The sequence below is a fragment of the Pseudooceanicola sp. genome (assembly GCF_029213205.1).
Lineage (GTDB): Bacteria > Pseudomonadota > Alphaproteobacteria > Rhodobacterales > Rhodobacteraceae > Pseudooceanicola.
The window spans coordinates 320,284-333,900 of record NZ_JARGNH010000001.1; the positions used below are offsets into that span (position 1 = coordinate 320,284).

The following is a 13,617-nucleotide window of genomic DNA, read 5'->3' on the forward strand; positions in this document are numbered from 1 at the left end:
AGGCTCAGCGGTCGATCGGCAAGCCCGACGGCACCCGCGTGGGCGCCCCGAGGCGCCCCTTGCCTGCGGCGGGATCGGTCAGCGCCGCAAGAAACGCCAGGATATCGGCGATTTCACCGTCGCTGAGTTGCACCGGGGTGATCTCGGCTGATTCCGCGATCCGCATGACCTCGTCGAAATCCTCCATCACGCGCCAATCATCCGCCCCCTCCGGCGCCGCGGGGAGCCGCACCTGGCTGCGGTCGAATCCAGCCAGGCCGGCAACCGGGTCGAGATGGTGGCGGACAATCCCCGCAAGCGTCGCATAGGCGCCGTTGTGGCCATAGGGGGCGGTCAGCGCCACATTGCGCAGCGACGGGGTGCGAAAACGATAGCGGTCTTCCTCAAGCCCGGTGACGTAATAGCGCCCGGTATCAGAATAGCCGTCCGCATCCTTGCCGGGCCCGAATTGCGGCAGCGCCAGCGCGTGAAATTCGTGATCGGTTTGATAGCGGCCCGAGTGGCAGCCGCTGCAGCCCGCCTTGTCCTCGAACAGCGCCAGCCCACGTTTCTGCTGCGGGCTCAGCGCCGTGCGGTCGCCGCCCAGATAGGCATCGAACGGGCTGTCGGTGCTGCGGAATTCATAGCCCGAGAATTCGGCGAGGGCGCGGGCGATATCGGTGATGTGCAGATCGCGCGGGCCGATCAGCGCCGCGAATCTTTCGGCGTAGATCGGATTGCTCGCCACCCGGGCCGCCACCAGGGCCCAGGCGCCATCCGGCCCGCCGATCCGCTCGGCCGCCACCGCATCGGCAATCGCATTCTCGCCGGGGTTGCCGGCCATCTCGTCGCGGGATTGCAGCGGCAACAGCGCCTGTGCCGCCAGGACCGAGGGCAGGGGCCGTTCCAAGGCCCGGCCCGGTGGCATCCGGATACCGAACGGCGCCGTGGGGTCGGTCTGCGTCCGGCCATCGTGGAACAGGGTGGTGAATTCATAGGCGCCGAGGTTGAACAGCGCCGGGGCGTTCCGCGGGATCCGCGCTTGCGGCGGATTGCGGGCGCCCGCGTGGCGGTCGGCCCCCAGCGCCAGCGCGCCTTCGCCCAGTGACAGGGACACCGCATCGGCGGTGCCCAGGCTGGGCTGATGGCAGGTGGCGCACGAGATGTTGAGATTGCCGGACAGCAGCGGATCAAAGAACAGGTCGCGGCCCAAAAGGGCCAGTTCCATATCCGTTGGTGGGAATTCCGAGTGGGTCACCGCATCCAGTGCGTCGGCGGCCTGAGAGAGAACGGCCAGGAGGGACAGAATGCCTGCGGTGACCCACACTCGTAACATTAGTTATCGCCCTGCAATAACTGCGCCTTCTTTCTAACAAAATCAAATGTGGCAAAAAAGGGGGCGAATTCGAATGGGACCGGGCTTTATCTGGAAACAGTCTCGTAACTAACTGATTTCACTTATGGAAAGTGTGGCTTTTTCGTGGAGTATCGATTTTTGTCGCGGGTGCCCGGCTGTGGGATCGGCGGATTATTGCCTCCATCCCGGCGGACGCTTGTCCAAAAAGGCCCGAATCCCCTCATTTGTGTCCTGATCGAGCATATTCTCGACCATCACCGCGCCGGTATGGGCATAGGCATCGTCCAGGCCCATCTCCAACTGCTGGTAAAACGCCGTCTTGCCGATTCGCACCGCGCTGGCCAGTTTGCTGGCGACGGTTTCGGCCAGGGCATCGGTTTCGGCGGCCAGATCGGCTTCGGGCAGCGCCCGGTTGATCAGCCCAAGCTCAGCCGCCTGTGCCGCGCTGATGAAGGCGCCGGTGCTCAGCATCTCGAACGCCTGCTTGCGTGGGATGTTGCGCGACAGCGCGACCATCGGGGTCGAACAGAACAGGCCGATGTTCACCCCGTTGACCCCGAACCTGGTGTTGTCCGCCGCCAGCGCCATGTCGCAGGAGGCGACCAGCTGACAGCCCGCTGCGGTGGCGACGCCATGGGCGCGGGCAATTACCGGCTGTGGCAGCGTGCGGATGGTCATCATCATCTGGGCGCAGCGCTCGAAGAGGTCGGCGAAATAGGCCGCACCACCATCGGCATCCTGACGTCCGGCCTGCATTTCTTTCAGGTCATGCCCGGCGCAGAATGCCTTGCCCGCGCCGGACAGGATCACCGCGCGGATGTCGCGATCCTCGTGCAACTTCTCAAATTCGGCCTGCAACGCCGCCAGCATCGCGTCGCTGAGGGCGTTCAGCCGCTCGGGCGCATTCATCTGCAGATGCGCAATCGCGCCGCTGTCGTTGCGTTCCAGAATTGCCATCTTGTGCCGCCCTCCGCTTTGGTCGAAGTCTAGATCAGCTTTGACGGGAGGAAAAGAATGCCGGTTCAGATGGATGCTGCGGCGCTGCGGGCGTTTCTTGAGCGGGATTTTCCGCAGATGGAATCCGATTTTGTCATCGAACGCGTGGACGAGCGGGAAATCACCGTGCGGCTGAAGGTCGAATATCGCCATCTGCGCCCCGGCGGCACCGTGTCCGGCCCGACGATGTTCGCGTTGGCCGATGTCTCGGTCTATCTGGGGATTCTGGCGATGATCGGGCCCAAGGGCCTGGCGGTGACCACCAATTGCTCGATTGATTTCATGCGCAAGCCCGCCGCTGGTGCTGATCTGATCGCGGAATGCAAATTGCTGAAACTGGGCCGGGTTCTGGCGGTCGGCGATGTGCTGATCTATTCCGAAGATGTGGCAGAGCCGGTGGCGCGGGCGACCCTGACCTATTCGATCCCGCCAGAAATCAACTAGGCCGCAAGGGGCCGATCAACGGGCCGCCAGTGGCGGCCCGCATTCATCCGGGAAGTCGCGGTCCTAGAAGTCGAAACCGACAGACAGGGTCACCGTCTCTGGCCCGCCATAGGAATTGTCTTCGTACAGGATTTTTACATAGGCGACCTTGTTCAAGGCATAGCTGGCTGATGCTTCCCAATAGGTGCCGGTTCCGTCGTCGCCCACCAGTGCCGCGAGGGTCAGCGGCTCCATCGGGGTGATTTCTGTCCCGACAGAAATATCCCATGATTCGTAGTCGAAATTATAGGCCGCAGCGCTTGTCAGGGTTACCGCTTCGGTAACCGGATAGCCCAACGCCAATTCAAGGTCAGTTGAATCATAGACATCTTCGAGGAAATACGCGGTCAGGGTCAGCGCAATGTCGAGATTTTCGAGGGTTGTCGCATAGCCAGCGTACAATTCGAATTCAAAATCGTCCGGGCCACCGTCGATCGTTGCAGCCCAAATCCCGCCGAAGAAGCCGTTTGCGCTCGCCTCCAGATAGGCCTCGATCGTGTAGTCCTGCCCTCCGCTATACAGCGCCGCATTCGCGGCGCCGCCGTAGGAAAAATTGATGTCTTGCGCCGCCAGTGGCGCGGCGAGAAATGCGGTGCCGGTGGCAGCGACAGCCAGAAGGTGTTTCATTTCATGAGGTTCCTATTGGTTGAGTGATTACCCGGACTTAGCTTGCGGAGGTTTCGCGGTAAAGATGAACCGGACACAATCACTGTGGAGGCCAGGCGTTCGGTTCGAAGTGAGTAAAAATCGTGCAGTTCCGCCGGTTTCCGCTTTGTTGCAGTGCGCTGCGCGAATTTGGGTGTCGCCGCTTGAAACCGGACTGTTGTCCGGCTTGATTTGTCGACGTTGCGTGGGGTATTAATATACCTTAATTTTAACTATATGATATTGCTACATAAATATTGGTTGATCTTGATTGACTGCGCCTCGCAACCGCTTATAACCCGCCCATCAGGATTCCCCGGCATGACCCGGGGTGCCGTCTATCAAGGGCACGTGACATGAAAACCTTTTCTGCTACTCCGGCAGACATCGACAAGAAATGGATCATCATCGACGCCGAAGGCGTGGTGCTGGGCCGTCTCGCTTCGATTGTCGCCACTCGGCTGCGCGGCAAGCACAAGCCGTCGTTCACCCCGCATATGGATATGGGCGACAACGTCATCGTCATCAACGCCGACAAGGTGCAGATGACCGGCAAGAAACGCACCGACAAGAAATACTACTGGCACACCGGCCACCCCGGCGGGATCAAGCACCGCACTGCGGAGCAGATCCTTGAAGGGGCGCATCCCGAACGGGTGGTGACTCAGGCGGTCAAGCGCATGCTGCCAGGCAACCGCCTGTCGCGGCAAGTGATGACCAACCTGCGGGTCTATGCCGGGGCTGATCATCCGCACGCGGCGCAATCGCCCGATGTGTTGGATGTGAAATCCATGAACGCCAAAAACACGCGGAGCGCATGATGTCAGATCAGATCAATTCTCTGGAAGAGCTGAAGGGCGCCGTCACCGGAACCGCCGCTGCTGCTGACAGCGTCGCTGCGACCCTGGTCGAAGTGGCGCGCGAACCCAAGCGCGACGAGCTGGGCCGTTCCTATGCCACCGGCAAACGCAAAGACGCGGTTGCCCGGGTCTGGATCAAGCCCGGGTCCGGCAAGGTCACTGTCAACGGCCGGGAAATGGACAAGTATTTCGCCCGTCCGGTGCTGCAGATGATCCTGCGTCAACCGTTCACCGTGGCCGGGGTCGTCGATGAATTCGACGTGATGGCGACGGTCACCGGTGGTGGCCTGTCCGGCCAGGCCGGCGCGGTCAAGCATGGCATTTCCAAGGCCCTGCAGCTTTATGAACCGTCACTGCGTGGTGCACTGAAGGCGGCCGGGTTCCTGACCCGCGACAGCCGGGTGGTGGAACGCAAGAAATACGGCAAGGCCAAAGCGCGCAAGAGCTTCCAGTTCTCCAAGCGCTGATCAGCTTCAGCCATTGCATTGGAAAGGGCCGCCATGTGCGGCCCTTTTTCGTGGGCGCCGTGTGGTGGGCGCCGTGTGGTGGGATCGCTGGCGGGGATCGTTGGCGGGCCCGATCACGCGTGGCGCTCAGGCGCTGGCAGATCGGTCCGGACTCCGGGCCGTTTGGCCGGGCTGGGGGCGGTTTTTCTGGCGACGTGGCGGACGTGGTTTTGCAGAACCCTCTGGATCCGAGCCCGCACCGATTTCGAAACCTCGCAACAGCCTGCGCGGTCGATCACCCGGTTGTCTTGGGCGGGATTAGTCGCTGTCGGGTGGCGCGTTGGCGTCCCGACTAGCTGCCATCTGGCGGGATCAACCCGAGACCGCGCAGATAGACGCCGATCCCGCTTTCCAACAGCTCTTCGGGCGGAAAGGGGGATTGGGTGCCGGGCGAGTTGCGGGCGAACAATTCCACCACCCCGTGGCTGAGCGCCCAGATATGGGCGGAAAACATCGAGGCGGGCGGGCGTTTGTCCGGCGGAATATGCTGGGACAGATCATCGGCGGATTTCTCCAGCACATCCCAGGCCCGGCGCGCGGCGGCGGCCAGTTCCGGGCTGCGATTCACCGACAATCCGCTTTCGAACATCGCGATGTAATGGCCGGGATATTTGCGTGCAAACGCCAGATAGGCGCGCCCGGTTGCCTCGAACGCCGCCAGTGCCGAGGGCTGGCCCTTGTCATAGGCATTTTGGATCACATCGGCGAAGATCGCATAGCCCTGTCTTGCCGCCTCGGCGATCAGATCCTCGCGCCCCTCGAAGTGGCGATAGACGGCGGCAGGGGTGACCCCGGCACTTTTCGCCGCCTCTGACAGGGTGAACCCGGTGGGGCCTTTTTCACGGATCAGATCCAGCGCCGCATCGACCAGGGCCTGCCGCAGATTGCCGTGGTGATAGCCGCGTTTCTTATGCATCCCAAATTTCCGGAGACCCGGCAATCACCGGATCCGCTTTGCCGATCGCCTTGGCATCCTTATGGGCATAATCGATTTGGCTCAGCACATGGCGGATGGTTTCCAGCCGGGCGCGGCGTTTGTCATCGGAACGGATCACCGTCCAAGGGGCGCTGACCGTATGAGACCGATCCAGGGTTTCCTTGATCGCGGCCGAATAGGCGTCCCATTTCTTTAATCCCTCAACGTCGATCCAGCTTATTTTCCAGTGCTTTAGCGGGTCACGCTCACGGTCTAGGAAGCGGCGCAACTGTTCGGCGCGATCGACGTTCAACCAGAATTTGAACAGCAGGATACCCTCATCCACCAGCATCTTTTCGAAATCCGGGACCTGGTGAAAGAAATGTTCACGCTGCTGCGGGGTGCAAAACCCGAATACCTGCTCGACGACGCCGCGATTATACCAGCTGCGGTCAAAGAACACGATTTCACCGCCTGCCGGCAGGTGATCGACATAGCGTTGGAAATACCATTGCGTCTGTTCGGTTTCAGAGGGTTTCGGCAGCGCCACAACCCGCGCGCCGCGTGGATTAAGATACTCACGGAAGCGTTTGATCGTGCCGCCTTTTCCAGCGGCATCACGGCCCTCGAACAGGATCGCGATACGGGCGCCGCTGTCCTTGGCCCAGCGCTGCAGTTTGACCAGTTCGATCTGCAGTGCTTGCAGTTCGGATTCATAGGTCTTGGTCTTTTTGCGTTCGGAATAGGGGTAGGAGCTGCCGATCAGGTCATCCTTGTCGCCGCGCTTGATCGCATTGCGGATCGCTTTCGGCGCCTCGGTGTCGAAATAGGCGCTGATCGCGCCGTCAAAGGGCAGGTCCATCGGGAATTCCTCTTTTGCATCAATATGGCGCTGGCATCCGGTCAGTGCAATCCGGCGCGCGCGGCGGCGCGGTCGATGGCGGCGATCACCTCGGGCGTAGCGACATGATGCGGCATGTGGCCAATGCCGGGCAGCACCGCGAGATGGGCGTTGGGTGCCTGACTTGCCAGCACCTTGGCGTGGATATCCAGGCTGACAATGTCGTCAGCGCTGCCGTGCACGATTTCAATTGGCAACAAAAGCCGCGCGTATTCCGGGGCCTGACCCTGCAATTCGGCGCGAAGGTCGCTGCGCTGCTGGGCATTGGCGATCAGGCTTTCGGGGCGCGCCACCAGGCCGGTGCCGATCTGATCGGCATAGCCGGGCGGGGCCGGTTGCGGGGTGAACACCGCATCGACCTGGGCGCGCAGATACGTCGTGGGCACCCAGGCGGCAATCAGATGCGCCAACACCGGGCCGAGGATCGGGCGCGCCAGGTTCAGATGCAAGCGGCTCAACTCTCCCGGCCAGGGGTGGGTGGCGCCAGCGATGGAGACCAGGGCGACGACATCCTCGGGGTGGCGCAGCGCCCAGGTCATCACCACCGCGCCGCCAAGGCTTTGCCCGGCGATGACTGCGGGTTGCAGCCCCAGCGCCCGCGCCGCAGCCGACAGCAGATCGGCCTGATCGGCCAGCGTAACCCCGCGCGCCGCCAGCGCCGGAGAGTGGCCGAGCCCGGGCCGGTCAAACAGTGTCACCCGATAGCGCTTGGACAGCTCCGGGGCGATCGCCAGATCCATGTCGGTGGTGTTGCCAGAGGCGCCGTGGATCAGGATCAGATCGGGACCGCTGCCGCGTTGCAGGTAATGCACCCTGTGTCCCGCCACGGTGACAAAGGCCCCCGCAGGCGGATGCGCGGCCAGGGCGGCGTTGCGCCGGGTGCTGACCCGCCACAGGGTTGCGGCCGCGAGCAGTGCCAGCAGCAGCCCCAGGGCGGCGATCATCCTAAGTGCCAATATCATTGAGGTCGAATGGCGTGGTTTGATAGATCTGGTTGATCCAGTTGCCGTAGAGCAGATGCGCGTGGCTGCGCCAGCGGTTCTCGGGGCGCTGCGTCGGATCGTTCTGTGGGTAATAATTCACCGGCACCTCGATGCTGACTCCCTCTGCCGCGTCGCGGTCATATTCCTGCTTCAGCGTGTCGCTGTCATATTCGAAATGATTAAAGATATAGAGCGCCCGATGCGCCGGATCCTCGACCAGACAGGGCCCGGTGACATCATCGGCGAGCAGGGTTTTCAGCCCGCTGGCCCGGTCCAGATCGGATTGCCGGATCTCGGTCCAGCGTGAGACCGGAATCTGGCAGGCATCGGAAAATCCGCGCAGATAGGGCGAGGCCGGATCAAGGTTCTTTTGCGGATAGCAGCCGAACAGCTTGGCCGACAGCATATGTTTGGGCACGCCATGAAAATGATTGATCATCGCCATCCCGCCCCAGCAGACGCCAAAGGTGGAATGGATATGGCTCTGGGTCCAGTCAAAGACCTTCGTGATCTCGTCCCAATAGCTGACGTCGTTGAAATCCAGATGCTCGATCGGCGCGCCGGTGATGATCAGCCCGTCGAATTTCTCGCCGCTGGCCGCGACCTCCGCGAAGGGTCGGTAGAATTCTTCCATATGCGCGGCGGCCGTGTTGCGGGTCTTGTGCGCGCTCATCCGGATCAGGTTCAGTTCGATCTGCAGCGGTGTCGCGCCGATCAGCCGGGCGAACTGGGTCTCGGTCTGGATCTTCTTTGGCATCAGGTTCAGCAGCCCGATTCGCAGGGCACGGATGTCCTGCCGGTCGGCCTGATCCTGATCCATCACCATCACGCCTTCGCGCGTCAGCACGTCATAGGCGGGAAGATGGGAAGGGATGCGGATCGGCATGGCAACAGGGCCTTTCGGGTCAGGGGGTTGGAACAGATAGGCGGGTCTCAGCCTGCCTCAAGGGCGGCGGCGATCATCGCGTCGAAATCAGCGGCGGTCTTGACCTGCGCCACCGCGTCGGCCGTGACGCTGACACCATGGCGCGCCATCGCTGCATAGCGCGGCTGACGATGCGCCAGGGCACGGGCATAGGTCCAGCGGACAAAGGCGTCCGGATCGACCGCATCCGCGGCGGCACCGGTCTCGGCCAGGTAATCGGCCCAGGCCGCGTGCAGGAAATGCGGCTGGTAATACATCGGCTTCGGCGCCTTGTCGAAACGACGCACCAATTCCTTGGTATGGGCGGCATCGCCCTTGATCCAGACCAGCAGCTGGGTCTTGGCCAGTTCGGCCAGCAGCGGATCCTGCGGATCATCCGGATCGACCACCTCGCAGATCGAGCCGGAGCTGTCGCAGACAAAATGCGGATAGCCATAGAGCCGCACCGCCCGATCCGCGAAATGGGCGGTGTCGCGCACCGCTGCAATCTCGGCCTCGCGGTGCTGGCTCTGCCGGGTCATATAGGTGTCAAAGGGCAGACCGCCCTTGGCCGGATCGCCGGGCTTTCCCAGATAGGTCGACAGCGGCGCCAGGTTGTCAAAGGTGATGTTCGAGCCGATGTAGATCGAATCCGACATCAGTAATTCGCGCAGAAATGGCACCTGCATCGCATGCGCCTTGGCGTTGTCGGCGATATGTTCGCCCATGTAGCGGGTGCCGATCCGGTAATCGACGGAATAGTGAAACCAGTCACCGCCATCGCGCAGCAGGGTCGACAGATGGGTCTTGCCGAGGCCGGACATGCCGAACAGCAGCACCCGTTTGTGCTTTGCTTTCAGCCAGTCCTGCGCATTCCGATAGATCATCGCTTCTGCCTTTGCCGCCCGTCCGGGTGTTAGGCGAGCGGGCGCGGACGGTCAAACCCTATTGCCGCGCTGCTCGGCCAGCAATGTCAGGATGCGGCCATCCAGCACCGCAAGGCCGCAGGCGATCAGGGCAAAGCCCGCGTAGTGGCGCGGGTGCAGCGCTTCGCCCAGCACCAGCGCGCCGAGCAGGATCGCCACCGGTGCCACCAGCAGCGTCACCAGCATCAGATTGCCCGATCCCGCCTTGGCCAGGATCGAATAATAAAGCAGGTAGGCCGCGGCGGTGGCGACCAGGGCGAAATAGCCGATCGCGCCCCAGGTCTGCGGCAGCAGATCAAAGCGCACCGGCCCTTCGATCATCCAGGCCAGCGGGATCATGGTCAGGGTCGATCCGGTCAGCATCCCGGCCGAGGCGACCTGAGGTTTCAGATGCCCCAGCCGGGCCCGCGCCCAGGCGCCGGAACAACCATAGCAAAAGGCCGCGCCGATACAGGCCAGCTGCGCCAGCGAGCGCAGGTCGATCTGGCCGAGAAACCCGATCCCCATCGCCGTCGCCACCCCGACAAAGCCGAGCATCACGCCAACAGCCTTGCGCGGGGTCAGCTTTTCATCGGCAAAGACCAGCGCTGCGATCAGCACCCCGAACACGGCGGTCGAGGCGTTGAAGATCGCCACCAGCCCGGTTTCCAGATGTTGGGTGCCAAAGGCCAGCAGGGTAAAGGGGATCACATTGTTCAGCAGCCCCATCACCAGAAATGCGCCCCAGGTGCGCAGATCGCGCGGCACGTCGAGCCGGGCCAGCGCCACAAAGGCCCAGAGCGCCAGCATCGCCCAGGAGGTGCGGTGCAGCACCGTGGTGAATGACCCGATCTCGTAAAGCGCGACCCGCATCGCGAGGAACGAACCGCCCCAAATCAACCCGAGGAGAAGCATTTGGCCCCATGCGGCCCCGGTGATGGTTTTCTGTTGCATGGCGTGATCAAGTGCCTTTCCGGTGGGCGGCGCAATCCGATCCTTGTGCATTCATGCACGGGTCTCGTGCCAGATGTTCAGATAATTGCCGGCAAAGATCACCGCCGCGCCGATCAGCACGAAAACGTCCAAAGATTCACCGTAAAACAGCACGCCGATAATCGCGATCAGTGGCAGCCGGGTGAAATCCACCGGCATCACCAGGGTGGCCGGGGCCAGCGACAGCGCCGTGGTCAGGCAGAAATGCGCCAGCAACCCGGCGCAGCCGATCAGCAGCAGCCAGGGCGCGGTGGCGGCCGAGGGCAGGGCGATGTCGCCATCGAAACCGGCGCAGATCAGTCCGAATGTGGCCTGCATCACGGTCAACCAGAACAGGATGCCGAATATGGTCTCGCTGCGGGTCAGGCGACGGGTGAGCAGGGCGGTTCCGGCAAATCCGATGGCCGCCAGCGCGGCGCAGATCAACCCGGCTGACAGCGGGGCAGAGCCGGGGCGGGTGACAATCAGGATCCCGACAAAGCCGATCAGCGCCGACAGCGCCCGGACCTTGGTCAACCGCTCGCCCAATACCAGCGGCGACGCCACCAGAACCCAGAGCGGTGCGGTAAATTCCAGCGCGAAGACCTGCGCCAGCGGGATCACGCTGATCGCATAGAACCAAAGGTTCTGGCCGGTGAAATGGAACAGGTTGCGCAGCCCGTGCAGCGGCAGGTTCTTCAGCGAAACGTCCTGCCAGCGCCGCCGCAGGGTCAGCACGCTGCCGACGATGAAAATCCCCACCAGCGATCGCCAGGTCATGATTTCAAAGGTATCGAGGTCAAAGCTGACCTCGCGCCCGGCAATCGCCATGGCGCTGAACGAGACAATGGCGCCGCTCATCCAGGTGATGGCGCGGACTGCCTCGAGGCGGCTTGTTTCACTCATCTGGGCTCTCCGGTTGCCGGCCGATGGATGCCGCGCGGCGCCGGGCAGGGCAAGCGCAAAGCGCCTTGGCCTCAGGCCAGGGCGCGGCGTTCGCGGACCGAATTCAGGCGGGGAGTGGTGGCGGCGCAGCCCAGCGCCTTGGCGATCCGCCCGGTCAGATCGGCGCGGCCGCTGTCCTCGGGCCTGCCGATAGAGAGGCCGGCGCGCCCGCAGTCGGACGATTTACCTCATACCAGATCGGGCTCGCGTCCGATCCGGTTGGCCAGCCGGGTCACGGTCAGCCCCTGCACGATGATCGAAAAGATCACCACGCAATAGGTCGCCATCAGGATCATCGGCTTCCATTCGCTGTCCGGCAGCGCCAGCGCCAGCGCGACGGAAATCCCGCCCTTCAACCCGCCCCAGGTCATGATCGGGATGGTGCCGCGCGAAAAGCCCCGGAACGGGCGCAGCAGCAGCACTGGGATCGCCACCGCCGCCAGCCGGGCAATCAACGCCAGCACGATCGAGGCGGCGCCGATCAACAGGTAATTGGTCTCGAACACCAGGGCAAAGACCTCGACCCCGATCAGCAGGAACAGAACCGCGTTCAGGATCTCGTCGATCAATTGCCAGAACGCATCGACATAACGGCGGGTGGTCTCGCTCATCCCGTATTTGGCGCCGACATCACCGATCAGCAGCCCGGCGCAGACCGCCATGATCGGCGCCGAAACATGCAAGGCCACCGCCAGCTCATAGCCGCCAAAGGCCAGGCCTAGGGTGATCAGCACCTCAAGCGAATGATCGTCGATCAACCGCATCACCCGAAAGGTCAGCCAGCCCAGCACCAGACCCAGCAGCGCCCCGCCCCCGGCCTCGCGCAGGAACAGGGTCGAGGCGATGGCCAGCTGGCTGTGTTCGACCGGGTCGGTGCCATGGCCGGCATCATGGCCAAGGGTCGGATAGGTAATGCCGATCAGCACCAGATAGACGACATAGCCGACGCCATCGTTGAACAGGCTTTCCCCGGCGATCTTGGTTTCCAGCGATTTGCGCAGATTGGCGGCGCGCAGCACCCCCAGCACCGCCACCGGATCGGTGGGCGAGATCAACGCTCCGAACACCAGTGCCAGAAGTAGCGGCATGCCGGTGATCCAGGAAAACCCGACTCCGACAATGGCGGTGGACAGCCCGACCCCCATCGTCGCCATCAGCACCACCGGCCCCCATTGTGCGCGCAGATCCGAGACCTTGACATGCAGCGCCCCGGCGAACAGCAGCAGGCCCAGCATGCCCTCAAGCAGCGCGTCGGAAAAATCGATGCCCAGCACCAACCGCCGCACATCATCGGCAATGCCGAGGTTGGGGACCAGCAGGTCAAGTCCGAGCACCGCCAGCGAGGCCAGCAGCGCCACCACCAGGATGCCAATCGCGGCGGGCAGTTTCAGGAACAGGTAATTGATCGCCCCAAACGCGCCGGCCAGCACGATCAGCAACGAGGCGATCTGGAGAATGGTCATTGGAGTCTGTCCCTGTCTGGTGCCTGCGCAGAGTGGCCTCGGCGGCGCGCCGGGGCAAGCGCTGCCACAGCTGGCGTGGCGGCAATGTCGATCCAGACGGGCAGATGATCCGAGGCGATCCGTGCCGGTTGCGCGATATGCGGGGTCGGCTCCCCGGGCTGCAGCCCGGGCCCGATGGCAAAGCGATCCAGTGCCGCAATCGGGCGCGGCGCCGGAAAACTGCCGCGTGAAGGCTGAATCCGGTAGGGGCCAAGGTGGCTCTGCAGCGCCTGCATATCGCCCCAATCGTTGAAATCTCCGGCAATCACCGTCGGCCAGACCGGCAGCCGGTCGATGGCCCGCCGAATCGCCGCCACCTGCAGCAGCCGATAGCGCCGCAGCAGCCCCAGATGCACGCCGATCACCCGCAGCGGTCCGATTGGGGTGTCCAGATCGACCCGGATGGCGCCGCGCGGTTCCAGCCCCGGCAGTTCGATATGACCGGTGTCCAGCACCCGGCTCTTGCCGCGCAGCAGAAAGGCATTGCCATGCCAGCCCAATGAGCCGCCCGGTTCGCCCAGATCGGCGACCTGCCAGCCATTGGCCTCGGCCATCTCATCGGGCAGGGCGGCGGGGCGTGGCGGCATCCGCTTGTCGGCCTCCTGCAACACCACCAGATCCGCCCCGGTCGACTCCAGCACCGCAAGCGAACGGTCCGGGCGGCGGCGCAGGTCCAGCCCCACACATTTCTGCAGGTTATAGGTTGCTATGCGGAGCGTCAGCGCTTTCATAGTCACTGCAATAGGCAAAAACCGGGGAGGTT

At 63.1% G+C, this 13,617-nt stretch carries 15 protein-coding genes; 3 read left to right on the forward strand and 12 right to left on the reverse strand.

Features of this window, described 5'->3' with window-relative positions; translation table 11 throughout:
- Positions 1–4 precede the first annotated feature (4 nt).
- Together P1U48_RS01590 and P1U48_RS01595 are read right to left on the reverse strand one after the other, a co-directional pair.
- Positions 5–1,315, reverse strand: coding sequence for a cytochrome c peroxidase (locus P1U48_RS01590; protein ID WP_301066455.1), 1,311 nt, complete (start codon positions 1,313–1,315; stop codon positions 5–7).
- 192 nt (positions 1,316–1,507) lie between these two features.
- Positions 1,508–2,293, reverse strand: a complete 786-nt coding sequence (locus P1U48_RS01595) for an enoyl-CoA hydratase (protein WP_301066457.1) — start codon at positions 2,291–2,293, stop codon at positions 1,508–1,510.
- A gap of 57 nt (positions 2,294–2,350) precedes the next feature.
- Between P1U48_RS01595 and P1U48_RS01600 the strand changes: the two genes are divergently transcribed.
- On the forward strand, positions 2,351–2,776 hold the full coding sequence (locus P1U48_RS01600; protein WP_301066460.1) for a PaaI family thioesterase: 426 nt from the start codon (positions 2,351–2,353) through the stop codon (positions 2,774–2,776).
- A gap of 63 nt (positions 2,777–2,839) precedes the next feature.
- Here P1U48_RS01600 and P1U48_RS01605 read toward each other — a convergent pair whose 3' ends face one another.
- Positions 2,840–3,442: a hypothetical protein gene (locus tag P1U48_RS01605; RefSeq protein ID WP_301066463.1), complete on the reverse strand. Its 603-nt coding sequence runs from the start codon at positions 3,440–3,442 to the stop codon at positions 2,840–2,842.
- 374 nt (positions 3,443–3,816) lie between these two features.
- Here P1U48_RS01605 and rplM point away from each other — a divergent pair, with 374 nt between their 5' ends.
- Both rplM and rpsI read left to right on the forward strand, forming a co-directional pair.
- Positions 3,817–4,281: a 50S ribosomal protein L13 gene (gene rplM / locus P1U48_RS01610; RefSeq protein WP_301066466.1), complete on the forward strand. Its 465-nt coding sequence runs from the start codon at positions 3,817–3,819 to the stop codon at positions 4,279–4,281.
- A complete protein-coding gene (gene rpsI, locus P1U48_RS01615; RefSeq protein WP_301066469.1) occupies positions 4,281–4,787 on the forward strand; it encodes a 30S ribosomal protein S9 in 507 nt (168 codons plus the stop codon). Before rplM ends, rpsI begins: the two co-directional genes overlap by 1 nt.
- A gap of 331 nt (positions 4,788–5,118) precedes the next feature.
- Here rpsI and P1U48_RS01620 read toward each other — a convergent pair whose 3' ends face one another.
- The 9 genes from P1U48_RS01620 to P1U48_RS01660 form a co-directional block, all read right to left on the reverse strand.
- On the reverse strand, positions 5,119–5,742 hold the full coding sequence (locus P1U48_RS01620; protein WP_301066471.1) for a TetR/AcrR family transcriptional regulator: 624 nt from the start codon (positions 5,740–5,742) through the stop codon (positions 5,119–5,121).
- Positions 5,735–6,604, reverse strand: a complete 870-nt coding sequence (gene ppk2 / locus P1U48_RS01625; RefSeq protein ID WP_301066473.1) for a polyphosphate kinase 2 — start codon at positions 6,602–6,604, stop codon at positions 5,735–5,737. Before ppk2 ends, P1U48_RS01620 begins: the two co-directional genes overlap by 8 nt.
- A gap of 41 nt (positions 6,605–6,645) precedes the next feature.
- Positions 6,646–7,587 (reverse strand): alpha/beta fold hydrolase, encoded by a 942-nt coding sequence (locus tag P1U48_RS01630; RefSeq protein ID WP_301066475.1) that lies wholly within the window; start codon positions 7,585–7,587, stop codon positions 6,646–6,648.
- A 1-nt stretch (position 7,588) separates the two neighbouring features.
- Positions 7,589–8,512, reverse strand: coding sequence for a homoserine O-succinyltransferase (gene metA / locus P1U48_RS01635; protein ID WP_301066478.1), 924 nt, complete (start codon positions 8,510–8,512; stop codon positions 7,589–7,591).
- 47 nt (positions 8,513–8,559) lie between these two features.
- Positions 8,560–9,417, reverse strand: coding sequence for an ATPase (locus P1U48_RS01640; RefSeq protein WP_301066480.1), 858 nt, complete (start codon positions 9,415–9,417; stop codon positions 8,560–8,562).
- Between the two features lie 51 nt (positions 9,418–9,468).
- The gene (locus P1U48_RS01645; RefSeq protein ID WP_301066482.1) at positions 9,469–10,389 is read right to left on the reverse strand and encodes a DMT family transporter; all 921 of its coding nucleotides are present in this window, start codon (positions 10,387–10,389) and stop codon (positions 9,469–9,471) included.
- Positions 10,390–10,440: 51 nt separating this feature from the next.
- Positions 10,441–11,313 carry a DMT family transporter gene (locus tag P1U48_RS01650; RefSeq protein ID WP_301066484.1) on the reverse strand — a complete coding sequence of 291 codons (873 nt, stop codon included), beginning with the start codon at positions 11,311–11,313 and terminating at the stop codon, positions 10,441–10,443.
- Positions 11,314–11,540: 227 nt separating this feature from the next.
- Positions 11,541–12,815: a sodium:proton antiporter gene (locus P1U48_RS01655; protein ID WP_301066486.1), complete on the reverse strand. Its 1,275-nt coding sequence runs from the start codon at positions 12,813–12,815 to the stop codon at positions 11,541–11,543.
- Positions 12,812–13,585, reverse strand: coding sequence for an endonuclease/exonuclease/phosphatase family protein (locus P1U48_RS01660; RefSeq protein WP_301066488.1), 774 nt, complete (start codon positions 13,583–13,585; stop codon positions 12,812–12,814). The genes P1U48_RS01655 and P1U48_RS01660 overlap by 4 nt, the downstream gene beginning before the upstream one ends.
- Positions 13,586–13,617: the final 32 nt, after the last annotated feature.